The sequence below is a fragment of the Chryseobacterium sp. JK1 genome, from assembly GCF_050632815.1.
Taxonomy (GTDB): domain Bacteria; phylum Bacteroidota; class Bacteroidia; order Flavobacteriales; family Weeksellaceae; genus Chryseobacterium.
Genome location: NZ_JBODRU010000001.1, coordinates 2,168,011 through 2,191,294, shown reverse-complemented (window position 1 = coordinate 2,191,294; position 23,284 = coordinate 2,168,011). Strand labels below are relative to the sequence as shown.

At 35.5% G+C, this 23,284-nt stretch carries 27 protein-coding genes; 23 read left to right on the top strand and 4 right to left on the bottom strand.

Going from position 1 to position 23,284, the window contains the following annotated elements; all coding sequences use genetic code 11:
* Window positions 1-46 precede the first annotated feature (46 nt).
* The 5 genes from ACQ76T_RS09960 to ACQ76T_RS09940 all read left to right on the top strand — a co-directional run bounded on the left by ACQ76T_RS09960 (window position 47) and on the right by ACQ76T_RS09940 (window position 3,287).
* Complete coding sequence (locus ACQ76T_RS09960) at window positions 47-1,258, top strand: ABC transporter permease (protein WP_431343151.1); 1,212 nt, start codon at window positions 47-49, stop codon at window positions 1,256-1,258.
* Between the two features lie 178 nt (window positions 1,259-1,436).
* Window positions 1,437-1,892, top strand: a complete 456-nt coding sequence (locus ACQ76T_RS09955; RefSeq protein ID WP_431343150.1) for a DUF1569 domain-containing protein — start codon at window positions 1,437-1,439, stop codon at window positions 1,890-1,892.
* 12 nt (window positions 1,893-1,904) lie between these two features.
* Window positions 1,905-2,375, top strand: a complete 471-nt coding sequence (locus tag ACQ76T_RS09950; protein WP_431343149.1) for a hypothetical protein — start codon at window positions 1,905-1,907, stop codon at window positions 2,373-2,375.
* Window positions 2,376-2,412: 37 nt separating this feature from the next.
* Complete coding sequence (locus tag ACQ76T_RS09945; RefSeq protein ID WP_431343148.1) at window positions 2,413-2,787, top strand: VOC family protein; 375 nt, start codon at window positions 2,413-2,415, stop codon at window positions 2,785-2,787.
* Between the two features lie 50 nt (window positions 2,788-2,837).
* Window positions 2,838-3,287 carry a VOC family protein gene (locus ACQ76T_RS09940; protein ID WP_431343147.1) on the top strand — a complete coding sequence of 150 codons (450 nt, stop codon included), beginning with the start codon at window positions 2,838-2,840 and terminating at the stop codon, window positions 3,285-3,287.
* Window positions 3,288-3,376: 89 nt separating this feature from the next.
* Here ACQ76T_RS09940 and ACQ76T_RS09935 read toward each other — a convergent pair whose 3' ends face one another.
* The gene (locus ACQ76T_RS09935; RefSeq protein ID WP_431343146.1) at window positions 3,377-4,219 is read right to left on the bottom strand and encodes a T9SS type A sorting domain-containing protein; all 843 of its coding nucleotides are present in this window, start codon (window positions 4,217-4,219) and stop codon (window positions 3,377-3,379) included.
* Window positions 4,220-4,561: 342 nt separating this feature from the next.
* Here ACQ76T_RS09935 and ACQ76T_RS09930 point away from each other — a divergent pair, with 342 nt between their 5' ends.
* The 16 genes from ACQ76T_RS09930 to ACQ76T_RS09855 all read left to right on the top strand — a co-directional run bounded on the left by ACQ76T_RS09930 (window position 4,562) and on the right by ACQ76T_RS09855 (window position 16,990).
* A complete protein-coding gene (locus ACQ76T_RS09930) occupies window positions 4,562-4,888 on the top strand; it encodes a hypothetical protein (protein ID WP_431343145.1) in 327 nt (108 codons plus the stop codon).
* Window positions 4,889-4,907: 19 nt separating this feature from the next.
* Entirely contained in the window at window positions 4,908-5,540 is a 633-nt protein-coding gene (locus tag ACQ76T_RS09925) for a hypothetical protein (RefSeq protein WP_431343144.1), read from the top strand.
* 21 nt (window positions 5,541-5,561) lie between these two features.
* Window positions 5,562-6,338: a sensor histidine kinase gene (locus ACQ76T_RS09920; RefSeq protein ID WP_431343143.1), complete on the top strand. Its 777-nt coding sequence runs from the start codon at window positions 5,562-5,564 to the stop codon at window positions 6,336-6,338.
* Window positions 6,339-6,349: 11 nt separating this feature from the next.
* The gene (locus ACQ76T_RS09915) at window positions 6,350-7,039 is read left to right on the top strand and encodes a response regulator (protein ID WP_431343142.1); all 690 of its coding nucleotides are present in this window, start codon (window positions 6,350-6,352) and stop codon (window positions 7,037-7,039) included.
* Between the two features lie 177 nt (window positions 7,040-7,216).
* Window positions 7,217-7,609 (top strand): DUF1398 domain-containing protein, encoded by a 393-nt coding sequence (locus ACQ76T_RS09910; protein ID WP_431343141.1) that lies wholly within the window; start codon window positions 7,217-7,219, stop codon window positions 7,607-7,609.
* 144 nt (window positions 7,610-7,753) lie between these two features.
* Complete coding sequence (locus ACQ76T_RS09905; RefSeq protein ID WP_431343140.1) at window positions 7,754-8,431, top strand: DUF2490 domain-containing protein; 678 nt, start codon at window positions 7,754-7,756, stop codon at window positions 8,429-8,431.
* Window positions 8,432-8,513: 82 nt separating this feature from the next.
* Complete coding sequence (locus ACQ76T_RS09900) at window positions 8,514-9,518, top strand: bestrophin family protein (RefSeq protein ID WP_431343139.1); 1,005 nt, start codon at window positions 8,514-8,516, stop codon at window positions 9,516-9,518.
* A gap of 123 nt (window positions 9,519-9,641) precedes the next feature.
* Complete coding sequence (locus ACQ76T_RS09895; RefSeq protein ID WP_431343138.1) at window positions 9,642-11,255, top strand: Na+/H+ antiporter; 1,614 nt, start codon at window positions 9,642-9,644, stop codon at window positions 11,253-11,255.
* Between the two features lie 149 nt (window positions 11,256-11,404).
* Window positions 11,405-11,749, top strand: coding sequence for an SRPBCC family protein (locus ACQ76T_RS09890; protein ID WP_431343137.1), 345 nt, complete (start codon window positions 11,405-11,407; stop codon window positions 11,747-11,749).
* Window positions 11,750-11,752: 3 nt separating this feature from the next.
* Window positions 11,753-12,151, top strand: coding sequence for a GNAT family N-acetyltransferase (locus ACQ76T_RS09885; RefSeq protein WP_431343136.1), 399 nt, complete (start codon window positions 11,753-11,755; stop codon window positions 12,149-12,151).
* 103 nt (window positions 12,152-12,254) lie between these two features.
* Window positions 12,255-12,641 (top strand): VOC family protein, encoded by a 387-nt coding sequence (locus tag ACQ76T_RS09880; protein WP_431343135.1) that lies wholly within the window; start codon window positions 12,255-12,257, stop codon window positions 12,639-12,641.
* A 35-nt stretch (window positions 12,642-12,676) separates the two neighbouring features.
* The gene (locus ACQ76T_RS09875; protein ID WP_431343134.1) at window positions 12,677-13,699 is read left to right on the top strand and encodes a glutaminyl-peptide cyclotransferase; all 1,023 of its coding nucleotides are present in this window, start codon (window positions 12,677-12,679) and stop codon (window positions 13,697-13,699) included.
* 103 nt (window positions 13,700-13,802) lie between these two features.
* The gene (locus ACQ76T_RS09870) at window positions 13,803-14,828 is read left to right on the top strand and encodes a glutaminyl-peptide cyclotransferase (protein ID WP_431343731.1); all 1,026 of its coding nucleotides are present in this window, start codon (window positions 13,803-13,805) and stop codon (window positions 14,826-14,828) included.
* Between the two features lie 145 nt (window positions 14,829-14,973).
* Window positions 14,974-15,912 (top strand): hypothetical protein, encoded by a 939-nt coding sequence (locus ACQ76T_RS09865; RefSeq protein WP_431343133.1) that lies wholly within the window; start codon window positions 14,974-14,976, stop codon window positions 15,910-15,912.
* Between the two features lie 24 nt (window positions 15,913-15,936).
* The gene (locus ACQ76T_RS09860) at window positions 15,937-16,551 is read left to right on the top strand and encodes a deoxynucleoside kinase (protein WP_315033920.1); all 615 of its coding nucleotides are present in this window, start codon (window positions 15,937-15,939) and stop codon (window positions 16,549-16,551) included.
* An 88-nt stretch (window positions 16,552-16,639) separates the two neighbouring features.
* Complete coding sequence (locus ACQ76T_RS09855; RefSeq protein ID WP_431343132.1) at window positions 16,640-16,990, top strand: ArsC/Spx/MgsR family protein; 351 nt, start codon at window positions 16,640-16,642, stop codon at window positions 16,988-16,990.
* A 51-nt stretch (window positions 16,991-17,041) separates the two neighbouring features.
* On the opposite strand, the gene ACQ76T_RS09850 is transcribed toward ACQ76T_RS09855, so the two are convergent.
* From ACQ76T_RS09850 to ACQ76T_RS09840, 3 genes are all read right to left on the bottom strand, one after another.
* Entirely contained in the window at window positions 17,042-17,401 is a 360-nt protein-coding gene (locus ACQ76T_RS09850; RefSeq protein ID WP_431343131.1) for a hypothetical protein, read from the bottom strand.
* 169 nt (window positions 17,402-17,570) lie between these two features.
* Entirely contained in the window at window positions 17,571-17,876 is a 306-nt protein-coding gene (locus tag ACQ76T_RS09845; protein ID WP_431343130.1) for a DUF493 family protein, read from the bottom strand.
* Window positions 17,877-17,916: 40 nt separating this feature from the next.
* Window positions 17,917-18,588 carry a DUF4197 family protein gene (locus ACQ76T_RS09840; protein WP_431343129.1) on the bottom strand — a complete coding sequence of 224 codons (672 nt, stop codon included), beginning with the start codon at window positions 18,586-18,588 and terminating at the stop codon, window positions 17,917-17,919.
* Window positions 18,589-18,952: 364 nt separating this feature from the next.
* Between ACQ76T_RS09840 and ACQ76T_RS09835 the strand changes: the two genes are divergently transcribed.
* Window positions 18,953-21,793, top strand: a complete 2,841-nt coding sequence (locus ACQ76T_RS09835) for a SusC/RagA family TonB-linked outer membrane protein (protein WP_431343128.1) — start codon at window positions 18,953-18,955, stop codon at window positions 21,791-21,793.
* A gap of 3 nt (window positions 21,794-21,796) precedes the next feature.
* Window positions 21,797-23,248, top strand: coding sequence for a RagB/SusD family nutrient uptake outer membrane protein (locus tag ACQ76T_RS09830; protein ID WP_431343127.1), 1,452 nt, complete (start codon window positions 21,797-21,799; stop codon window positions 23,246-23,248).
* Window positions 23,249-23,284 lie beyond the last annotated feature (36 nt).

Genomic DNA, 23,284 nt, shown 5'->3' with positions numbered 1-23,284 from the left:
GCAGAAATATTCATTCCCTCTCCGTTAAAAATATAAAAATAAACAGATGAAAGAATTTTTCCGTCTTTTAAAACGTGAGTTCAAACTTTTTATTGGCAATTCTACCTTGAGGACGGTGTTCTTTTTGGCACCGGTTTTTTATGCAACTTTGCTGGGGTTTGTCTATAAAAGCGGAAAAGTTGAAAATACTCCTGTATTGGTAATCGACAGAGATAATACACCTTTATCTAATCAGCTGACAGAGATGCTGGACGATAATAAAAGTATCAAAATCATCAGATACCTTCAGGAACCTCTGAGTATTAAAGATGAGGTGATCAAACATGAAGCAGCCGGAGTGGTGATCATCCCCTCCAGATTTGAAGGAGATATGCTTCAGAAAAAATACCCGGAACTCAATGTTTACATCAATACCGGAAACGTTCTAACTGCCAATTTTGCCTCCAAAGCTCTTCAGCTGACCATAGGGACATTTTCTGCAGGAGCTTCCATAAAAGCGCTTCAGAAAGCAGGAATGCCTGCTGCAAAAGCAGCCACACAGTATGAGCCCTTCAAAGCCAATTATATAACGCTTTTCAATACAACGGGTAACTATCTTATCTTTATGTGGCCGGCAATGCTGGCGGTGGTTTTACAACAGGTTATTCTTTTGGCCATGGCAGTAAGTTTTGCCGCAGAATTTGAAAGAGGATCCTTTGTGAAAGAGTACCGTAATATGAAAAGATGGGCTTTTCCTACCATGTTAATTAAAGTAATTCCGATCTGGGTGTTTTCTATTCTTATCGTCAGCGTTTATTACTTTATGCATATGATTTTCAGGGTTCCTATGCCGGAAGGGATATTTAACTTTATCCTTCTTACCGCTGTGTTTGTAGGTTCCGCTTCATTTCTGGGAGTACTTGTAAGTATTCTTATTCCTGATGCATTGAAGGCTACCCAGATTTTGATGGTTATCGCCTCGCCGGCCTTCATTATCAGTGGATTTACATGGCCATTAAGTGCGATGCCTGCTTTTGTGCAGTTTATTGCTAATATTATTCCGTTGACTCCTTTTTTACAGGCTTTTAAGATTTTACTGATTCAAAAAGGATCTGTAGAACTTACTTTTCCTTATCTTAAACATTTGAGTATTCTTCTAATTATATATGCAATTTTAGGTTGGATTGCTTTGAAAATTAAACTTTGGCTGATCTTCAAAAAAGCTTCATCACAGGAAGTTGCTTTGGAAGAAACTTCCGGGAAAAAGATGGAAGAATAAAAAAGTAAGCCGGGAAAAACGTCTGCCTTATTCTTGAATTGGAACCCGTTATATCTTTCTTTTAAATACATTGGAAAGATCCTTTTATTTCTATCTTCAAATCCTGAACGAAATTGTGTCAGGCTATAAAATCAAACAAAAAAACTGATATATTTGTCTGTTAGAAAATAGAAAGAATATGGAAAATGTATTTGAAGCGAAAGATGCTCAAAGATATATAGATAGAATCAACAAGCTTGTAGAAGATACGCATGGTTTATGGGGAAAAATGACGGTAGACCAGATGTTGGCACACTGTTGCATCACTTATGAAATGGTTTACGAACCTGAAAAACATAAGAAACCGGGATCTATTGCAAAATTTATTTTAAAAACTTTTGTAAAATCTAAAGTGGTGGGAGAGAAAGCATATCCCAGAGATTCCCCTACCTCTCCTCAGTTTTTGGTGACGGGAAGAAAAAACTTCCACGAAGAAAAAACAAGACTTATCGGTTTCATTCAGAAAACTCAGCAGTTGGGAGCAGATGCTTTCGATGGTAAAGAATCTTTTTCTTTTGGAAAATTAAAAGCTCAGGAATGGAATAATATGTTTGCAAAACACCTGAATCACCATTTATCCCAATTTGGCGTTTAGACCCCTCACAATATGAAAAAACTTTTATTACTCTTTATTTTTGCGGCTCACTTCGTCATGGGCCAGATGCCGGATATTTCAAATGTTTGGCTCAACAAAAGCAAGCCTTATACAGGCACAATCGGAAGCAAAGGTCAGGAGCTTAAGCTCAAGATCAATACTGCCGAGCAGAACAAGAAGAATGATCAGGAATATTTTGTTTCGGGATATACTCTTGTAGATGCCAACTATGCAAAATTCGAAGGAAAGATTACCATTTCGAAGTATAAAGATGCTAAGAAACAGGGAACTGTATTCGGAGAATATGAGCTGGCGGAAGAAAACAAAGGAAAACATTCAGGGATGCTGAAAGGAAAATTTGTGTACAACTTCAAATGGGATAGGAAAGCAGAAAAGGTAGAAGGAGAGTATATTGAATTAATCGGCGACTGGAAAAGCTACGACGGAACCCTGGAATTTAAAACCCGTCTTAAAAATCAATAATCATCATCCAAATTTTAAAATAACCCAATATAACCATATGAAATTAGGAGCATTTTCAATCAGTTTAAGTGTGAAAGATCTGCAGAAATCTAAAGACTTTTATGAAAAGCTCGGCTTTACAGCCATGGCCGGAAATACGGAACAGAATTATCTGATTATGAAAAACGGATCAACGCTGATAGGCCTTTTTCAAGCGATGTTTGATGGCAATATGCTTACTTTCAATCCGGGATGGGATGAAAATGCGCAGAATCTTGAATCTTTTGATGATGTACGCACGATTCAGAAGCATTTAAAAGAAAATGGAGTAGAGATTGAAAAAGAAGCTGATGAAACCACTTCAGGTCCTGAACATATCTATCTGAAAGATCCGGATGGAAATATGATTTTGATCGATCAGCACAGATCATAAAAGATCTGAAACAACATTCAATAAAAAACTTAACGTATAAAAAAACAATCATGGCAACAGTAAATGTTTATTTAACATTCAACGGAAACTGCAGAGAAGCATTCGATTTCTATAAATCAGTTTTCGGTGGAGAATATCCTTACATGGGTACTTTTGGAGAAATGCCTCCAATGGAAGGCAAAGAAATGCCCGAAGAGGATAAAGATAAAATTATGCACGTAACGCTTCCGATTTCTAAAGAAACCGTATTGATGGGAAGTGATACAGGAGGAGAGTGGGCTTCTCACTTTCAGGCTGGGAATAATTTCTCTGTTTCTATCAATGCAGAATCTAAAGAAGAGGCTGATAAACTGTTCAATGGTCTTTCTGCTGGCGGACAGATAACTATGCCAATGGCTGATACATTTTGGGGCGCTTATTTCGGAATGTTTTCAGATCAGTTTGGAATCAACTGGATGGTGAACTATGATGATCCTGCGAAAATGCAACAACATCCATAAAAACAGATGGATATTCAAAATACGTATAAACCGACAGATAGCTGTCGGTTTTTTTATAGTATAGCTGATGATTGGTATTCTCTGAGATTTTAGTTCTTTTTAATAATCTTATAGCTTTCTGTTCCTGAGGTAATGATATAAACACCATCCGGTAGTTCTGTAATGTCAATGTTGTTTTCACCTTTTGAAGCGTCTACAGATTTTACAAGTCTTCCGGATTGATCGTATATAGAAATCGGATTGTTTTTTTTCAGATCAATATGGAAGATTCCTGAGGTAGGATTGGGATATACATTTGTTTTTGCTTCCCATTTATTTTCAAAAGTTCCCAATGTCGCTGTGGCTGACCAGGTAAAAGCATCCAGACACATATAAACATAGCCTCCGGTAGATTGCAGCTGGATTTCATCAATAACTGTATTGCTGTTGTTCTGATTGTTCAGAGTCGCAAGATCAATCAAAGTAAATCCGTTGAAATTTCCAGTTGTTCCGGCAGTAGCATTAAATGTAGTATTAAAACCTGATGTTTTGGTGGTGCTGAATTTGGTAATACCTGCCAGTTTTCCCGTAATAATTAACGTTCCTGATGAGGTAGATTGGTTCAAAGCGGTATTGCTCAGAAACACCCAAAACTTTGATACCGTAAATAGAGAAGTACTTTTCACACTGAAAGATGGGGAATTGATGTTGGTTGTTCCGGTATTGTCAATATAAACATTGTCATTGGCTGTACCATTCCAGCCAGTACCTGGATAATTGGATTGAATTCTGAATGTTCCGGCCTGTGAGACAATATTAAATACATATCCGTTGCTGGTAAAGCTTGTGCTTCCGCCTGTTGAGGTTTCAAAAGTTACAGTAGTTGTCTGTGCATTCATACCTGCAATATTGCTTATGAAAACAAAAATCGCAAAAAAGGTCAATTTTTTCATGATATGGATTTTTAGGCTTAGTATTCTCAAAATATTTTTAGAATAAAACAATATTGGGACAGTGTATTCTGCGGTAAAGTTTTATCTTAAAGTATAGATCAAAGTAACGGAGAAATAGAAAAAGAGAACAGGGTATAAAATGCCAAATTAGAAAACCCGTAGAAATACGCAATGTTAGAAGGGGACATTATCCTAATTTTGGAAAAGAAAAAGAAAGATTCTGTAAAATTGAAAATAAAATACATTTATTTTGGCGTTATAATGTGTTTTTTCCTAAATTGTGTGTGTTTTTATTAACACTATTCATAATAAAACTATTATTTAAATAAAAAACTAAAAACTATGGATTTACCAAAACATGCAGTAACACTGGATCAAGCTCAATCTTGGATTGCAAACTGGCAAAGTAGAAAAGATATTCCTGGAATGTCGATAAAAGCTAACTTAATTCCTGCTCAGGATGTTAACGATATCTTAATGAAAGATACAGGGTTTACCGAATATAGAGGGTATAACGCAATTAATGACGAAGGAGAGTTTAAATTTCTTTTGGTAGGCGTTAATGCTTCAGGAAATGATATGGTAGACTATGAAAAAGGCTATTATGTATATGATATGACAACACCTTGCCCAAGTGTATGTTCCCTGAATAGATGGTGGGAAAGATAATTCCAAAAACTTAGGATTATTGGATCATTGGATTGAAATATTGTCGCTGGTTGGAAAAGGCATCCTGCTGATTAATCTGGCGGTATACTGTATAGGCTTTTTCGGCTCCGGAAGGGCCTATACATTTTTTATAAGTTATCTGGCCTGGCTGTTAATATGTGAAGTTGTATTTTATGTATTAAACTATCAGAAGATCAATAACCTTTTTTTCTCCCATTATTATCTGATAGGACAGTTCCTGTTGTTGGGGTTATTCTTTCATGAAATTCTTACGGAAGCTTATCAAAAGAAAACAGCCCGTTTCCTTTTAGTAATTATTCCGGCGGTTCTTGTTGTACAGTATATTTTATATCCTGAAAAATATTATGTTTTTAACTTATTTGAAATTTTTGTCACGTCCTATTCCATAATTATTCTGGCGTTATTTCATTTATATAATACGCTGGACGCCCAGAAGAAATACAACTATATAAGCCTGGGGCTTTTGCTGTATCTTATAAGCAGTACCGTGATATTTTTGTCCGGAAACCTTTATACAGTAATGAATAGTCAGCTGCATAAAGAAATATGGGTCCTCAATGTCGTTATGTTTATTGTATATCAGATTTTTATTTTCACAGAATATCTTTCTTCCCGTAAAAAAAATGTGTAATTACTGTTATGATTTTACAAGATGAATGAGAATGCTATTATTTCCACTATTGTATACACCTTTTTGGCGTTTACCTTACTGGCTGTTACCCTAATTCTGTTTTATTATTTTTCCAACAAAAAAATAACGAGAAACCTTATTCAGAAGAAAGAGCTGGAAATACGGTACGAGAAAGACCTTACCCATGCTATTATTGGTGCTCAGGAAAAAGAGCGGTTACGTATTGCTCAGGACCTGCATGATGATATCAGCTCGAAGCTGAGTGTAGTTTCTTTAAATATTCATCTTCTGGATTTTGATAATCTGGAAAGAGAAGAATATAATGATCTGAAAAATAAAATTATCCATCTCGTTAACAAAACTGCAGAAAGTGCCAGACAGATTTCTCATGATTTACTTCCTCCTATTTTAGAAAAATTTGGACTGCACGCTGCTATAGATGCTCTTTGCTCAGAAATTAACCTTTCCAAAACGTTACAGGTTTCCTACTCTAATAGTTTGTATTTTGCAAAAACAGAGGAAGAGAAAAATTTGCATATCTTTAGGATTCTTCAGGAATTGATCAATAATTCTATAAAACATGGTGAAAGTAGCCACATTCAAATAGCGTTTATTGGAAAAGATGGAAAAAATACCTGTATTTATAAAGATGACGGTAAAGGATTTAACCTTGATGAGCGGACATTGAAAGGAGGGCTAGGCCTTCGAAACATCAGAAGCCGGGTAGAACTGATCAACGGTACACTGAAGATTGAAAGTGAAACCAATAAAGGAATCACCGTAGAATTTACATTTTAAATAATTATAAGATGGAAAAAGAGACAATCCGTGTCATAACTGTAGATGATGAAGCCCTCTTTCGCCAGGGTATCACATTGCTGATACAGAGAGAAAAAGATATTGAATTGGTTAGTGATTTCAGCAACGGAAAAGAACTGCTTGATGCGCTTTCAATCCTCCAGGAACTTCCGGATATTATTTTAATGGATCTTAATATGCCGGAAATCAATGGGGTAGAAGCAACGAAGCAAATTCATGTTAAATATCCCCAAGTCAAGATTATTGCCCTTACCAGTTATAATACAAAAGCCTTTGTTGTCAACATGATTCAGTCGGGAGCCTGCTCTTTTCTTAAAAAAAATTCCAGCCCTGCAGAACTGTTAAATGCCATCAGAGAGGTATATCAAAAAGGTTTCTTCTATAATGTTGAAGTAATGGAAGCTCTTCATCAGAACCTTACAGAACCTAAAAAGAAGGTTTCCAGTATATTTGATGCCAATCACATCTCAAAACGTGAAAAAGAAGTATTGGAACTGATCTGCAAACAATACAGCACTTCCGAAATCGCTGATCAGCTTTTTATAAGTTCCAGAACGGTGGAAGGACATCGAAACAGCCTTCTTCTAAAAACAGGAGCTAAAAATACAGCCGGTCTGGTGGTATTTGCCATAGAAAGTAAAATTGTAGATACCAATTATTTAAAAGATAGATTTGAGTAAATTTTATTGATAATTCTTGGCTTATCGCTCTCACATACCCTTCATTTTTAGATATTGGCACTCTTGCTTATATTGAACTTTTTATTGTATGATTGAACAGTAAATAGATAACTTTTTTGTATTTCTGATAAAATTAATATTATTTTTATCAATGGATTAACAGCAAAATACAAAAGAATGAAATTTACAATCGAAAACATCAAAGCAGCGCATCAAAAAGTAAAAAGTGGTGCAGATTTTCCACAGTATATCCAGGATATAAAAGAACTGGGTGTTTCTCATTACACCGCTTATGTTACTGATGGCAATACAGAATATTTCAATACAGATAACCAATCTGTTCATACCGGAAATAAATACGATCCTTTGACCATTTCTCATGATTTAGATCTCGACAGTTTTAAAGCAAGATTAAAACTTCATCAGCAAGGTGGTACAGATTATATCAAATTTTGTAACGATTGCGCAGCAAATGGAGTGGTTGGCTGGACAATTAACCTGGCGGAGATGACCTGTACTTATTTTGATCAAAAAGGACAAGATATTCTCGTTGAAAATATTCCAGGATAATAGAGGGTCATGATTTTATGAAGTGACACATTTAAAATGACTTGCTTCTCAAACCACTTTCAGGTTTGCTTCAATATTTGTTTGCTATTATTGATTTAAATTATTAATTTTGTTAAAAACGATAGATAATAGTAATTGATAAACATGAGAAAGGTTTTTACGAAGTTGGCTTTTACAGTATTAGGATTAAGCTCCCTCTTAACATTTGCACAGAAAAACGATCTTGGCGCCTGGTATATGTACTTTGGAAATAATAAGATCAGTAAAAAACTGAACTGGCATAATGAAATTCAGTACCGTAATTTTGATGGTATTGGTGATCTGGAGCAGCTTCTCATCCGAACAGGAGTAGGATATGACCTTACTGAAAACAATAATAATGTTTTGTTAGGATATGGTTTTATTCTAAGCCAACCCTATGTAAACGGAGAAAAGAAAGAAAATATCGAACACAGAATTTTCCAGCAATATATCACAAAACAGAAATTTGGACGTTTTAATATTCAACACCGTTATCGTTTGGAAGAACGTTTTCTGGAAGATGATTTCAGAATGAGATTTCGATATATGCTGGGTTTCAATATCCCCATTACTCAAAAAGAAATGTTGCCCAAAACGATCTACGCTTCAGTGTATAATGAAATATTTCTGCATTTCAACAGCCCGGTTTTCGACAGGAACCGAGTGTATGGTGCCTTAGGATATGTCATCAATAAAAATATGAGAGTAGAAGCCGGATATATGAATCAAATTCAGGAAAACAGAAACCGTGGTCAGATTCAAATCGGTTTTTATAACAACATACCATTTACCCGAAATTAGTAATCCTTTTTTACTGAATGCCGGGATGAAAAATGAAATCGTAATTTTATAAAATATCATTTATACAATTAAATAAACACATATGCATTCAGGGAAAAGATTTGGAGCGCGTGAGTTCATAGTATGGACCAGGCGCAGCATCTACGCACTTACGTTATTATCCGCAATTCCAACAGTTCTGTACTTTTTTGGTTGGAAGTTTCTTTCCGTACCATGGCAGCCTATCGCTATCATGGGAACCGCGGTTGCTTTCATTGTAGGATTTAAAAACAATGCCAGCTACAGCAGATTGTGGGAAGCAAGACAGATCTATGGAGCTATCATCAATGATAGCCGAAGCTTTGGGTATATTCTTAGAGATGCCCTTATTTCAAAGGATCCGGATACAGTAAATCAAATGTTTCTGCGTCATTATTCCTGGCTTACTGCTCTAAGGTTTCAGCTTCGTGAGCCCAGAGCTTGGGAAAACATGGGAACCGTTCAGTTTGACGAATATTCAAAGAAATATGATATTCCGGAAAGACTTACAAAACTGGACGAAGAATTAGAAAAATACCTTTCAGACGATGAGCTTAAATATATTCTAAGCAAAAAAAACAGAGCAACACAGTTGATGGCTGCCCAAAGCAAACAGCTGTCCGAAGCTTATGAGAAAGGAGAAATTAATGATTTTCAATGGACGCAGATCAACCAGCAGCTTGTAAAATTTACCGATAATCAAGGGAAAACAGAGCGAATTAAAAACTTTCCTTACCCAAGGAACTTTTCTTCTATTACGACTTATCTTTTGCTTTTATTCATCATTTTCGTTCCTTTCGGACTGTTGAAGGAATTTGATAAACTGGGAGAAGGAACAATGGTAGAGGGCTGGACATTGTGGTTTAATATTCCTTTTTCACTATTGGTAACATGGTGCTTTCATACCCTTGACAGTGTAGGCGAAGCTTCTGTAAACCCTTTTGAAGGAAGTCCGAACGACGTCCCGATTACCCAGATCAGCCGAACAATTGAAATTGACATGAGAGATATGCTGGATGAGGCAGAACTTCCACCCGCTATCACTCCAAAAAATAATATTGTGCTTTAAAAACTCAACATAAGGACTACTTTAAACCTATAAGGTTTAGATAAAAAATATATCATCTAAAGTATTCAATAACGTTTTATCAAGAACTTACTTAAAAACAACACTTAAAAAAACAACATCAAAATGATTCACAGCTATGTTATCATATCCATTGTCGTCTTACTGTCTGTAATGATATTAGTAATGATCGGGCAGAAGCTGAAGGTGGCTTATCCTATTTTTCTGGTTATTGCAGGATTGCTCATAAGCTTTATTCCAGGAATGCCCCGTGTGGAAATAGAGCCGGATCTGGTTTTCCTTATTTTTCTGCCGCCTATCTTATTTGAAGCGGCTTGGTTTACTTCCTGGCAGGATTTTCACAAATGGAGAAAGCAGATTTTTTCCATGGCTTTCGGTTTGGTATTTCTTACTTCCATTGTAGTGGCTTACCTTTCTTCTTCCATTATTCCAGGGCTTACAGTAGCAATGGGATTCCTGCTGGGAGGAGTAAATTCGCCACCAGATGCCGTAGCAGCAACTTCGGTATTGAAGCATATGAAAATTCCTAAAAAGATCACCAGTATTTTGGAAGGGGAAAGTTTGATCAATGATGCTTCGAGTTTAATTGTTTTTAAATTTGCTCTTGCAGCAGTTATTTCAGGACAGTTTATCTGGAGAGACGCTGTTCAGGACTTCTTTACGATGGCTATTGGCGGAATTGCCATAGGGGTTGCCGTAGGATTTCTGTTTGGAGCTTTATTGAGAATCATCCCAACCAATTCCAACATAGATACCATTATTACCCTTATCGTACCTTACATTATGTACGTGGGAGCAGAGCATTTCCATTTTTCAGGGGTACTGGCGGTGGTTGCAGGAGGACTGCTGATGTCTTATAACTCCCATTGTTATTTAAGCCATACCTCGAGAATTCAGTCGGGGAACGTTTGGAGTGTTCTGATATTTTTAATGAATACCATCATCTTCATCCTTATTGGTCTGGAGCTTCCTATCGTTGTGGAAGGTTTGAAAGACTATACTATTTCTGAAGGAATATTCTACAGCGTTGTCATTGGCGGAGCTATCATCGGAACAAGAATACTGTACAGCTATGCCTTAATGTATTTTCCCAGAGTTTGTTCCAAAGAATTAAGATTAAAAGTTCCCAAGCCGGATTGGAGAGAGCCCTTTATCATCAGTTTTGCAGCGATGAGAGGAGTGGTTTCTTTAGCAGCTGCATTGTCCATTCCTGCATTTTTACCAAATGGAGATGCATTTCCGCACCGAAATATCATTTTATTCGTAACTTTCGTTATTATATTGATCACTTTGGTAGGACAGGGTTTATTGTTAAGCCCCATCCTGAAATTGTTGAACATTCAGGATGCCGGAAGTGAATTGCCAGAGGAAAAACAGGAGGTCATTCTGATGCGTAAGCTAAAAGAAACAGCTTTACACAAACTGGAAAATGAATTTTCCGAGCTGACAGTGACCAATAGCCTGGTACGTCACCAAAAGCATAAACTTGAAAATGAAATGATGCTGATGGCAGATAAAGCTCAATGTATGGCATCTACGGGAGATTATGTCACAGCAATTAATCAAAACAAAGATGTGTTGCGCCAGATCATTCAGGCCCAGAGAAACGAATTGCACAGGATGAAAAGAGAGAAAATCTTTGATGATCACGTGATGAGAACCATTGAAATGCAGTTGGATTTTGATGAAGCCAAAATCACCGGATTTTCACATGGATAATTTTTAGCTTAGAATGCATAAACGTTTTACCTTGATTGGGAAGATGAAGACTTAAATCTATTAAATCAATACTATGAGTGAACCGATCATTGTTCAGTATGACATAAATGCTCCGGCTGAAAAAGTATGGAAAGCATTAACCGATAAAAATGAAATTCTGGTACTTTGATATTCAGGATTTTGTATTGGGAACAGGGAAAGAATTTAATTTCTATGAACCGGGCGGAGCCAATAAATACCACCATCACGGAGAGATTTTAGAAATAATACCTAATCAGAAACTAAAACACACATGGTCTTATCCGGATTTTTCAACACTGAAAACCATAGTGACTTGGGAATTACAGCCGAAAGACGAACAAACTTTAGTAAAGCTAACCCATGAAGATATTGAAAACTTTAAAGATCTTGGTGATGGCTTCTCAAGAGAAAGCTTTACAGGAGGATGGAACACCATTATCGGTCAAAGTTTAAAAGAATATGTAGAAAAATAGATCATGATTGAATTACAGCTTTTTACCATTCAGGACGCTCGAATGCTTATCTCTCAAATAAAAGATGCTAAAATGCTTCTTCAGTTTGCAGGGCCCAGGTATCATTTTCCCCTTACAGAAACTCAGTTGGAAAAGGATTTGTGTGACAACAACAGAACATTATTCAATATCATAGATCAAACCCAACAGAATACCATAGGGCATGCGCAAATCTTTTTAAAAGAAGAGACATTTCTCCTCGGAAGAATTCTTATTTGGGATGAAAACAACAGAGGTAAAGGATATGGTAAAAAAGTAATGCATGAACTTCTGAAGTACGGTTTTACCCATTTCGATAAAGAAACAGCAGAGCTCAATGTTTACGACTGGAATACCGGCGCCATTGAATGCTATAAAAAGTAGGCTTTACCTTCGATCCTAACGTGAAGAGTGAAGTTAAAATTGATGAAGAAACATGGATTAGCCTTAATATGAAAATCCATAAAAATACTTTTAAACCACAACCATGATGACAAAGTTTACAGGATTACGGCCTATTTTCTGGACAGAAAATCTGAAGGAAACCATCGAATTTTATACCCATATTCTTGGTTTTACATTACTGGCTAAAAACGACGATTGGCAGTGGGCTTCACTTCAAAAAGACGAAGTCTTTATTATGCTTTCCCAGCCTAATCACCATGAAAAGACTTCCGGAATCGGCTTTTCAGGATCATTTTATTTCAATGTAGAAACAGTGGATAAACTTTGGGAAGACCTTAAAACAAAAGCTAAAATCTGCTATGAAATCGAGACCTTTGATTGGGGGATGAGAGAATTTGCAATCTATGATAACAACGGCTATATCCTGCAATTTGGGGAAAACGTCGATAATATTGGCAATACGGAATAAAATTTGCTATTTTTGGGGAAATATTTAGAAATTCAATGAAAAAAAATATAATAGTAGGTTTCGCAGCCTTTGTATTACTGGTGTCTTGTAATAAGGATAAAGAGATTCTTAATACGCTGAGTACCTATAATACCTCGATGGAAGCAAAGGGATATCATTTTGGAGACAAGCTGGAGCTTCCAAAAGAAGTCACTGATAATGCAGAAAGTGTAACAATAAGTTTCGGAGATAAAGAAACAACCAATTTGACTATTGATCCTAAGTTTTTCACGTTAGGAGATAATGCAGTCACCTTTAATGTTAAGAAAAAAGGAGGAGAAGTCCTGAATCAGGATGCTACCATCAATGTATTTGCAAAAAATCCTGAAAAAAATATAGCATATCAGATTATTGCTGAATATCCTCACGACCCAAAAAACTTTGTACAGGGATTCCAGGTTGAAGGAAATACCATCTATGAAAGTGATGGGCAGAACGGATCGTCACAAATCTTAAAATATACTTTGGGAACCACTACACCTTTGGCTTCTACCAAGCAGGCTCAAGAAGATTTTTCCGAAGGAAGTACTATTGTGGGAGACAAAGTTTACCAACTGACGTGGCAAAGCAAAAAAGGATACATTTATGATAAAAGCTCTTTAAAACTCCTTTCTGAATTTCCTTATCCTAACGTTTTAGGGGAAGGTTGGGGATTAACGTATGATGGGAAAAACCTGATTGCTTCGGATGGAAGCAAACTATTGTATTTCCTTGATGTAAATGATCCTTCAAAAGTGGTGAAATATATCGCTGTAGCAGGAAGCTCTCAGGCTTATGATCAGTTGAACGAACTGGAATACCACAACGGATTTATCTATGCCAATGTATGGCAAAAGCCGATTATTTTAAAAATTAACCCTGCCACAGGAGAAGTGGTTGGAACATTTGATTTCACAGAAATTGCGAAACAGAATACCAAAGGAAGTGATGATGTATTGAACGGAATTGCTTTTAAAGGTGAAAATATGCTGGTTACAGGTAAGAACTGGCCGAAAATCTATGAAGTTCAGATCAAATAATAGAAAATAATACAATACAGATATAAAATAGCGTTCCTTAGTGGACGCTATTTTCATTGTAAGGATTAAATTTTAGTATTTTTGAAAAATGATAAAAAGTATTATAAAACTGAATATAATAACTGGTCTGGCCAATGTTCTTCTCCTGATGTCATGCAACAAAAATGAAAAGATGCTTGACGTGCTGGCAGATTACAACAACGCAAAAGAAGAAAAAGGATATCATTTTGGAGATAAACTTCAACTTCCAAAAGAAGTAACCGATAATGCGGCATCTATCACCATCAATTTAGAAGATAAAGAAACCTCCAGTTTAGTTGTAGACCCGAAATTTTTCAGATTAGGCGATAACAATGTCATTTTTGAGATTAAAACGAAAAATGGAGAAACCCTCAATCAGGATGCCACCATCAACGTATTTACAAAAAATAAAGAACAGACTATTCCGTATAAAGTTGTAGCAGAATATCTGCATGACCGGAATAATTTTATTGAAGGATTTGTAGTAGAAGGAAATACCGTTTATGAAAGTGATGGGATCGAAGGATCTTCTCAGCTTATAAAATATATATTAGGTTCAAAAGTTCCTTCAATTGTTAGAAAGCAGCCTGCTAAAATCTTTTCTGAAGGCTGTACTATTGTGGGAGATAAAATTTATCAGCTTACTTATAAGAATAAAATTGGCCTTGTCTATGATAAAAATACCCTGGAAAAACTTTCCGAATTTCCTTTGCCGAATATCATAGGAGAAGGTTGGGGATTAACCTATGACGGGAAAAATCTGATTGCTACAGACGGCTCAAAAAACCTTTACTTTCTGGATGTTGCAGACCCTTCAAAAGTTGTAAAGACCGTTTCCGTAGCCGGAAGTTCTCAAACCTATGATCAGTTGAATGAGCTCGAGTACCACAACGGATTTATTTATTCAAATGTATGGCACAAACCTTTTGTTCTAAAGATCGATCCTGCAACCGGTGAAGTTGTAGGAAAATTTGATTTTACACAAATTACTAAAGAAAATAGCCGTGGCGATAGCGAAAATGTATTGAACGGAATTGCTTTTAAAGGTGAAAATATGCTTATAACAGGTAAGAGGTGGCCTAAAATTTACGAAGTTCAGATTCAATAATTAAACAATCAATCTACAAAATGCCTCAAAAATAAATGGTAATTTGAACAATCATTTTAGTGAATGGCAAGGATCGTATTGTTTCCTAAAATGACCTTTTGGATGAAATTATTTTTCAGTATATTGAACACATTAAAAAAGCAGAGTGAAGTTTTTAAACATACTATTTTTTTTCCTTTTCTGTACAGCATTCGGACAGAATATCATTCCTTTAGACACTTTGAAACTGAAGGAAGCTAAAGATCTGTTGGCCGACGACTACGGAAATCTGTATATCTATAAAAATAAAGACTTTAGTCTTACGAAATACGATTCTTTAGGTAAACAGATCGGGCAGATGATGCTTACAGTTCCCTATAAAATACAAACGGTCCAGAATCCGCTCAACGTTCCTCTTTTTTCAGAAAATGCGCAGGAAATGAAATTTGTAGATCAAAACATGAACGAGATCCAACGGGTAGATTTCAAACAGAAATTTGGATTTATCAGAATGGCTTATGCCGAAGATCTTCAGCAAATGTGGCTCTTGGATGATAGTACTAAGCGTCTGATACAATATAATTTCAGAAACGATACAACAATCAATTCGTATCCTTTTGATGTCAGCTTCGATGATTTGATGGATCTTTTAGTGTACGAGGGAAAAGTCTATATTCTGACCAGAAAACATATCAGAATATACAGTCTTAAATTTGAAAAACTCTTTGAAGCTCCTATAGATAACGGAAAGAGGTTCAGAAGAGAGAACGATAATATTCTGGTGATCTCCAATAACTCCATTTCAAAATATATTCCCGAAAAAGGAATATCGATAATTTTCGATGACCAGGATGCACAAATTGTGGATAAAAACATCCTTTCTTATTTTGAAATCAAGGCCAACAAACTCTATCTTTACAGCCTTGAAAAAGTAGAAAAAGCCAAAAGGCAAAAACAGCTGGATTTTCAACCGGAACCTACTGAGAAACCTCAGGAGAATAAGGAAGGAATAAAAACGGAGAAGTCTTCAGACAATGCTTTAGAAAAATTGATTGAAACTGCTTCCGAAGTTCAGACTGAAGGCCTGGAAAAGCTTATCAATTAATCAGTAAATACAAGGAAAAAGAATATGCACATTGCAGTTACAGGAAACATTGGAGCAGGAAAAACAACTTTGACTACCATGCTTTCCAAGCATTACGGATGGGATGCACAATTTGAAGATGTAGATCATAATCCTTATCTGGAGGATTTTTATTCGGATATGAGCAAGTGGAGTTTCGCACTGCAGGTGTACTTCCTGGGAAGCAGATTCCGTCAGGTAAAAGAGATCAGAGAAAGTGGTAAAAATATTATTCAGGACCGTACCATTTATGAAGATGCCCATATTTTTGCAGAAAACTTAAATGATATGAATCTTCTTTCAGACAGGGATTTTAATAACTATTCCTCAGTTTTTGATCTGATGAAATCTTTTGTTTCAGCTCCTGATCTTTTGATCTATCTAAAATCAGACGTTCCTAATCTCGTAAAAAAGATCTATAAAAGAGGACGTGAATATGAAGCATCTATCAGTATTGAATATCTATCAAAGCTGAACCAGAAATACGAAAAGTGGATCTCAAATTATACCGAGGGAAAGCTCCTTATTATTGAAGTAGACGACCTTGATTTTGTTGAAAAACCTGAAGATTTCGGATTGATTCTTGAAAAAATTGAAGCCGAACTTCACGGGTTGTTTTAACAAACATTTATCAGAATATTAAGAATCCTTCAGGATTAATCTTCTTACATTTGTTATAGGCGAGTTTAATTTTTAAAAACAATTAAAAATGTTAGTTAAAGTCTTACACAACGGGAACTGTTCAAAATCAAATGCTGTATTGGAGTATCTTGATGAAAACGGAGTGCCTTTTGAGATTATTAATATCATTGAAGATCCGTTAAGTATTCTGGAGATCAAAACAGTTTTGAAGAAGTTGAATCAAAGCGTTTTTCACATTATCCGTAAGATGGATAAGCTGTATACAGAAAACTATGCAGATAAGAGTTATTCCGAAGAAGAATGGATTAAAATTCTATCCGAAAATCCTTCACTGATCCAAAGGCCGATTCTGGTGAAAGGCTCAGTCGCTATGCTGGGAAGACCGCTTGAAAATGTAAAATTTTTTATTGAAAAATAAATAAGAAAACTGCTCTGTGAAAAGAGCAGTTTTTTTATGTCTGGTATTTTATTACTTTTCCTCTTTGATCTCAATAGCATTATATAAAGCTTCTAGCTCCTTAGGTGGCTTTCCTGAATCAAAACTTGAAGAAGTATACTCTGTCCCTTCGGAAGTGATGATTATAGAAGAAGCCAGCGCACGATCAGAATTTCTGCCTGTAGTGGGGGATTGTAGTCTTGATATTTGTTTTAAATCAATGGTTTCAACCAGTTTGGAAATCTTAGCCCATTCAGAAGAAGCTATTTTAGAACTGACAACTTCTTCATTCGTATTGATGGTCTTTGAAGCAGGAGTAAGTACTATACTTCTTCTAAAGCCTCTTGTTTGTTCTGTTAGCTCAATCTTTTCAATTTTTTGTTGTTGAATCACGGTGGATGTATTTATTGTATGATTCTCACTCTTGTTCTGATGAACACAGCTTATCGAAGAAATCACTACAACACTACTAAATAAAATCAATGGAATGTTCATCATGCTATTGTCTATGTTTTCTGGAAATAAAAAACCGTTTCACGATGATGAAACGGCTATTGCTTTTTTATAATAGAATAACGCCTTCTACTTTTGCTACTTCTTTATAAATATGTACAACCTGATCTGCATCCAGTACAAATGCATTAATGTTGCAGGCCGTATATTTTCCATTTTTGCTTTCTCGGTTCCCCAATGTAAACTTGATACCATCAAAAACTTTGTAAATCTCAGTTAATTTTGACTGATCTGTGGGAACAATAAATTTAAATAAATAATCCTCAGGAAAATCGTGATGACCTTCCAGTTTGTCCTTTAAGGACTTGTAAAAATCCTCAGGACTTGCGTGTTGATTTCCTTGTAATATATCCATCTGCAATAGTTAATATAATATAAATATAGCGAAAAAATTCCTATTTTCCAAATGGCCCCAATAGGGATTTGGAATTCTGGTGCTCGTAATCTTCAATGATATTGAACAAGCCGTTCACAAGCTGCTCAGAGGCAAGTTGGCTCAATCCACCGGAGTTTACAGTGTTCTTGTTTCCTACTAAAAGACTCCCCAGAAAATTGTTTCCTGCTAAGGCTGTATTGATTGTTTTTACGATTCCGTACTCGTTCAGTTTTTCATCTACTTTCGGAGCAATGGCAGCTACAAGCTGTTGAGATGTTTTTTCTTTCAGAATCTGTGTAGCAGTTGTCCCCTGAATAATTCTGGTGACATCCTGAGCATTAAGGCTGTTGACGGCACCTTCTAAAATCGGTTTAGAGGTAGTTACCGTATATGCAGCTGCCTGCGCAATATAATCTCTCTCTTTGGCAACCAATGAAGGCGCAATTTTTTCAAGCATAGAGTTAATGTCTCTAAGTTCCTTTGGAAGGGCCTTATCTACCATATTATTCTGTAGAAATGCTTCTTTGTTTGCATATACTCCCATTCCTTTATCAATACCATTCAAAAGCATCCTCTTGATAATGGAAAGTCCCATATCACTTGTTGCGAGAGTGGTGCAGGATTGTACGGTGGTGGTAATAACTGCGCCGGTTCCGATAATAAAAGCGGCTGCAATGATATATTTTTTCATTGATCTTTCTATTGATTTTTTTCGTAATGCTTTTTTCAAAAACTGCACCAAAGGTAAATACTATTCTTTATTTAACAAAATATTAATTGTTGGGTCGATATTTGGGTAAGAATTGCATTAAAATTAATGTTTTGTTATTAGTAATATATTAATTTGATCGTGAATATTTTGAATTAAAATTCATAAAAATTGATTCTATTCCAATTTTCATTCAATAAAAACGAATTAATGTTAAATTTTTAAGATATTTTAACATGGTGGGATATTTTTTATATTTTTGGCTAATGTCTTTTTTTGAGATTTTGAAATAACTCCACTTATTAAGACATATTACAATTTGATTATTTGAATAAATTGAAACTATATGAAACAACGTGATTTAAAGTATTCATGTCTCATTGCCGTGCTGTATTTCGGAATGAACGTGAATGCACAAACTACTCCGGATTCTACCAAAGTCCAGAAGATTGACGAAGTCGTTATGATTGGATATGGTAGCCGTAAGAAAGTAGACAATACAACTTCTATCAGCTCTATCAGCGCAGAGGAAGTAACCAGAACCAAAGTATTGAATGCTTCACAAGCTATTCAGGGAAAAGCAGCAGGGGTACAGATTATAGCTTCTGATGCACCAGGATCTACTCCTACAGTTATGATTAGAGGTCTGGGAACCGTGTTAGGTGGTAGAACACCTTTATATGTTGTAGATGGAATGTTTGCTGAAAATATTAATAATATTAATACGAATGATATTCTTACATATGATATATTGAAAGATGCGGCAGCATTAGCTATTTATGGTAACAGGGCCGCTAATGGAGTAGTTATTATTACTACAAAATCAGGTAAAGGTAAATTAAGTATTTCCTATGATGGTTTAGTTGGGTTTAGAAGCCCATTAAAAACAATCAAAATGGCCAATGGTTCAGAATTTGCAAACTATAATAATGCAGGTCGTAAAAGTGATTATATAAATCCTAACCAACCTTATAATACAGATTGGTTTAAAGAAATTACAAGAACAGGTATTTATAATCAACATAATGTTTCTATTTCGGGCTCTTCTGAAGCTGCAAAATACTTTTTAAGTTTAGGAAACTATGATGAGCAATCTATTCTTAAAGGAACCAATTATAACAGAACTACAGTAAGAAGTAATAACGAGTTTAGAATTGCTAAAGGAATTAGATTAGCACAAACTCTAAGTGCAACATTCACAAATGAGACACCAAAATCATTTGGAGCTTTTACAAATGCTTATAAGCAATCTCCATTAGTACCTGTATATTATCCAAATGGGAAATATGGTCAACCAATTATTAATAAGACTACTGGAGATATAGGTTATGTGGGAGGGCGATTCAATAATGTAGCCAACCCTTTAATGCAGCTTAATTATGATGACCAAAAAGCAAAAAATTTTGTATTACAAGGAGGTCTGAAGTTGGATATAGATATTATTAAAGATTTAAAATTCACCTCTCAGTTTAGTGGAGAATATGGTAATTATAAATATTATAATTTTGTAAACTCCAGAGCTTTATGGTTGGATAGTGATCCGACGAGAACAGAGAATTTATATTCAGCTACTTCTCCGAAAACAAGATTGACAAACAAAAGTCAAAATTACTACAACTGGCTATTAAATAACTATTTAACATATACTAAGAAAATTGAGAATCATGATATTGAGGTTGTTATTGGTACGGAAGCATCTGTAAAGAATGGCCTTGAAACTTTAGTGATCAATAGAAAGAACCTTCCTGTTTCAAAAGATTATTGGAACCTAAATGGAGTAGATTACTATGGTGATTTATATAGTGATAATGATACCAAAGCTATTGAATCTATACAAGGTAACAGAAATACAACAATTTCTTATTTTGGAAGATTTCAGTATAAATTTATGAACCGTTATTTATTGAGTGGAACAATCAGGAGAGATGGTTCTTCTCAGTTTTCTGATGGTAACAAGTGGGGGACATTCCCATCATTTGGTGCAGGTTGGGTTGTTTCCGAGGAAGAATTTATGAAAGATGGATTCTTTAATATGTTAAAAGTTAGAGGAGGATGGGGTAGAATAGGTAACCAAACTGTGCCTCTGAATTATCTGCCACTTTCAATGGGAGCTAGCTATAATTATGCATTTGGAAGTTCTCCTGTAAGCAATGGAGTTACAGTGAATAAAGGCTATGATCCGGATTTAGGATGGGAAGTGACAGAAGAATCTTCTTTAGGATTAGATTTTGGTATCTTGAATAACAGATTAACAGGTACTTTCGATATTTATAACAGAAAAACAAAGAACCTTATTCTAGGAGTAGTACCATATATGGCAACAGGAATCTCCGAAGTGAATTATTCTCATATGGGAAGTGTTGTGAATAAAGGTGCTGAAGTAAGCTTAAACTGGTCAGATAAAGTTGGTCAGGATTTTACTTATTCAATTGGTGCAAATTATTCTTATAACAAGAACAAACTTACCAGCATGGATCTTTCTAAACCAGTTTCACAAATTGTAGGAGGAAATCTTGGTAATGGAGTAGATACAAAAATTTTCAATGCTGCGGCAGTTGGTTATGCTTTGGGTAGCTTCTATCTATATGAAGCAGATGGTTATGATGATAAAGGAAACCTGAAATTTAAAGATTTGAATGGTAATGGAGTTGTAGATGGAGGAGACAGACGTTTTTTTGATTCTTACATACCAAAATCAACATTAGGTGTGAATATTTCTATGGCTTATAAAAATTGGGATTTCGCTCTTAATGGTTATGGTGCTTTTGGATTTAAAGTATATAATGGTAAAAAAGCACAAAGAAGTGGAGGTGAGAATGTTGAAGCTTCTGTAGCTAATAATTTCTGGTCGCCAACAAACACCAATGCAGCAAATCCAATAAATCCTGAAAATATTCCAATTGCTTCTACATTTTATCTAGAAGATGGAGATTATTTCAGAATTAATAATATCTCTGTAGGATATACTTTCAAAAACCTAACGAATTACGTTAAATCAATTAAGCTTTATGTAAGTGCAATTAATCCATTTGTATTCCAAAAATATTCAGGATACTCTTCTGAGCTTTCAGGATATAATCCTGCTGATCCTACCGCTGAGGGTGATCCATACAAACGTGCAGGGGTGGAGTTAGATGCTTACCCAACATTAAGATCTTTTGTATTTGGTGTTAATTTAAACTTTTAAAAAATGAATAAAAAATATATAATAGCAGCAGCATTTCTGATTTTAGGAGCAGTAAACCAAAGTTGTAGTAATGATTTTGTTGATGTTTCACCTACAGAGGCAATCCCCGAGTCTGCACTTGGAGAAATATATAATAATAATGAAGGAGCAAATAATCTAGTCACAGCTATATATGCTAAGTTTCTAGATTGGAATATGAGTACATTTGCATGGATAGGAGTGACGTCGATAGTTTCTGATGACGCGGATAAAGGCTCTAGTGCAAGTGACTCTGGTTCAGATAAAGATATTTTGGATGCTTTAACTTTTTCGGCTTCAACACCTTCTTTTAAAGAATTATTTGCGTCTAATTATCAGGGAATTAATAGATGTAATCAAGCATTGAAATATCTTCCCCAATTGGATAAAGCTGATTCGCAGTTACGTGCTAGATTAGCAGGTGAAGCCAAGTTTTTAAGAGCATTTATGTACTTTACCCTAGTAAGATCTTTTGGCGGAGTACCTTTGGTAGATCATGTCGCTGTAACAGGGGTTGAGGCTGATAAATTAATGATGCTTACAAGGAAAAGTAAGGAAGAGATTTATGCATTTATAGAAAAAGATCTTAAAGAAGCTGCTGAGGTTCTGCCAACAGGAACGGGAGGTGCTAGAGCAACAAAAGGGGCTGCTCATGCATTATTAGCTAAGGTCTATTTGTATCAGAAAAAATGGCAATTAGCTGTAGATGAAACAAACTTGGTTACCGGCTATTCCCTTACACCAGATTTTCAGGAGATTTATAAAGTTTCAGGAGAAAATAATGCTGAATCTATTTTTGAAATTAATGGTAGTGGAGGAACAGCAGGAAGAGCAATTCAACAATATAGTCAAGTACAAGGAGCTAGAGGTACAACTGGTTGGGGTTGGGGATTTGCTACTCCAACGCAAAGTTTGTATGATGCTTATTCAGCAACAGATACAAGAAGAGATGCTACAATTATCCACAGAGATATGACTTTATATGATGGGTATTATGTAGGTCCAAATACAGAAAATAAATTTTATAATTATAAAGCTTACTCTTCTAATTATAGAGATCAAGCTTCAACAGATGTTAACATTCGATATTTAAGATATGCGGAGGTGCTTTTAATTAGAGCCGAAGCAATGAATGAGTTAGGGCAAACTTCTTTAGCTATTCCTTTTTTGAATCAGGTAAGAAACAGAGCTCATATAGGAGATACGCCTGCGTCTTCTCAAGGGGATGTAAGAGCAGATATTTGGAAACAAAGAAGATTAGAACTAGCTTTCGAGCATGATAGATGGTTTGATCTTGTGAGAACAGGACAGGCACAAGCTGCAATGGCCGCTGATGGTGGTAAGAAGTTCATTGTTGGAAAGCACGAGCTATTCCCACTTCCTCAGGATTTTATAACAGAAGCTGGAGGATTGTCTCAGCAAAATCCTAACTATTAAAAATTTAATTATAAACTTTAAGAGGAGAATGAAAGT

Excerpts from the sequence above, each read along its gene's own strand:
- ACQ76T_RS09960 (WP_431343151.1), top strand. The coding sequence starts at position 47 with ATGAAAGAATTTTTCCGTCTTTTAAAACGTGAGTTCAAACTTTTTATT.
- ACQ76T_RS09955 (WP_431343150.1), top strand. The coding sequence starts at position 1,437 with ATGGAAAATGTATTTGAAGCGAAAGATGCTCAAAGATATATAGATAGA.
- ACQ76T_RS09950 (WP_431343149.1), top strand. The coding sequence starts at position 1,905 with ATGAAAAAACTTTTATTACTCTTTATTTTTGCGGCTCACTTCGTCATG.
- ACQ76T_RS09945 (WP_431343148.1), top strand. The coding sequence starts at position 2,413 with ATGAAATTAGGAGCATTTTCAATCAGTTTAAGTGTGAAAGATCTGCAG.
- ACQ76T_RS09940 (WP_431343147.1), top strand. The coding sequence starts at position 2,838 with ATGGCAACAGTAAATGTTTATTTAACATTCAACGGAAACTGCAGAGAA.
- ACQ76T_RS09935 (WP_431343146.1), bottom strand. The coding sequence starts at position 4,219 with ATGAAAAAATTGACCTTTTTTGCGATTTTTGTTTTCATAAGCAATATT.
- ACQ76T_RS09930 (WP_431343145.1), top strand. The coding sequence starts at position 4,562 with ATGGATTTACCAAAACATGCAGTAACACTGGATCAAGCTCAATCTTGG.
- ACQ76T_RS09920 (WP_431343143.1), top strand. The coding sequence starts at position 5,562 with ATGAATGAGAATGCTATTATTTCCACTATTGTATACACCTTTTTGGCG.
- ACQ76T_RS09915 (WP_431343142.1), top strand. The coding sequence starts at position 6,350 with ATGGAAAAAGAGACAATCCGTGTCATAACTGTAGATGATGAAGCCCTC.
- ACQ76T_RS09910 (WP_431343141.1), top strand. The coding sequence starts at position 7,217 with ATGAAATTTACAATCGAAAACATCAAAGCAGCGCATCAAAAAGTAAAA.
- ACQ76T_RS09905 (WP_431343140.1), top strand. The coding sequence starts at position 7,754 with ATGAGAAAGGTTTTTACGAAGTTGGCTTTTACAGTATTAGGATTAAGC.
- ACQ76T_RS09900 (WP_431343139.1), top strand. The coding sequence starts at position 8,514 with ATGCATTCAGGGAAAAGATTTGGAGCGCGTGAGTTCATAGTATGGACC.
- ACQ76T_RS09895 (WP_431343138.1), top strand. The coding sequence starts at position 9,642 with ATGATTCACAGCTATGTTATCATATCCATTGTCGTCTTACTGTCTGTA.
- ACQ76T_RS09890 (WP_431343137.1), top strand. The coding sequence starts at position 11,405 with ATGAAATTCTGGTACTTTGATATTCAGGATTTTGTATTGGGAACAGGG.
- ACQ76T_RS09885 (WP_431343136.1), top strand. The coding sequence starts at position 11,753 with ATGATTGAATTACAGCTTTTTACCATTCAGGACGCTCGAATGCTTATC.
- ACQ76T_RS09880 (WP_431343135.1), top strand. The coding sequence starts at position 12,255 with ATGATGACAAAGTTTACAGGATTACGGCCTATTTTCTGGACAGAAAAT.
- ACQ76T_RS09875 (WP_431343134.1), top strand. The coding sequence starts at position 12,677 with ATGAAAAAAAATATAATAGTAGGTTTCGCAGCCTTTGTATTACTGGTG.
- ACQ76T_RS09860 (WP_315033920.1), top strand. The coding sequence starts at position 15,937 with ATGCACATTGCAGTTACAGGAAACATTGGAGCAGGAAAAACAACTTTG.
- ACQ76T_RS09855 (WP_431343132.1), top strand. The coding sequence starts at position 16,640 with ATGTTAGTTAAAGTCTTACACAACGGGAACTGTTCAAAATCAAATGCT.
- ACQ76T_RS09845 (WP_431343130.1), bottom strand. The coding sequence starts at position 17,876 with ATGGATATATTACAAGGAAATCAACACGCAAGTCCTGAGGATTTTTAC.
- ACQ76T_RS09840 (WP_431343129.1), bottom strand. The coding sequence starts at position 18,588 with ATGAAAAAATATATCATTGCAGCCGCTTTTATTATCGGAACCGGCGCA.
- ACQ76T_RS09835 (WP_431343128.1), top strand. The coding sequence starts at position 18,953 with ATGAAACAACGTGATTTAAAGTATTCATGTCTCATTGCCGTGCTGTAT.
- ACQ76T_RS09830 (WP_431343127.1), top strand. The coding sequence starts at position 21,797 with ATGAATAAAAAATATATAATAGCAGCAGCATTTCTGATTTTAGGAGCA.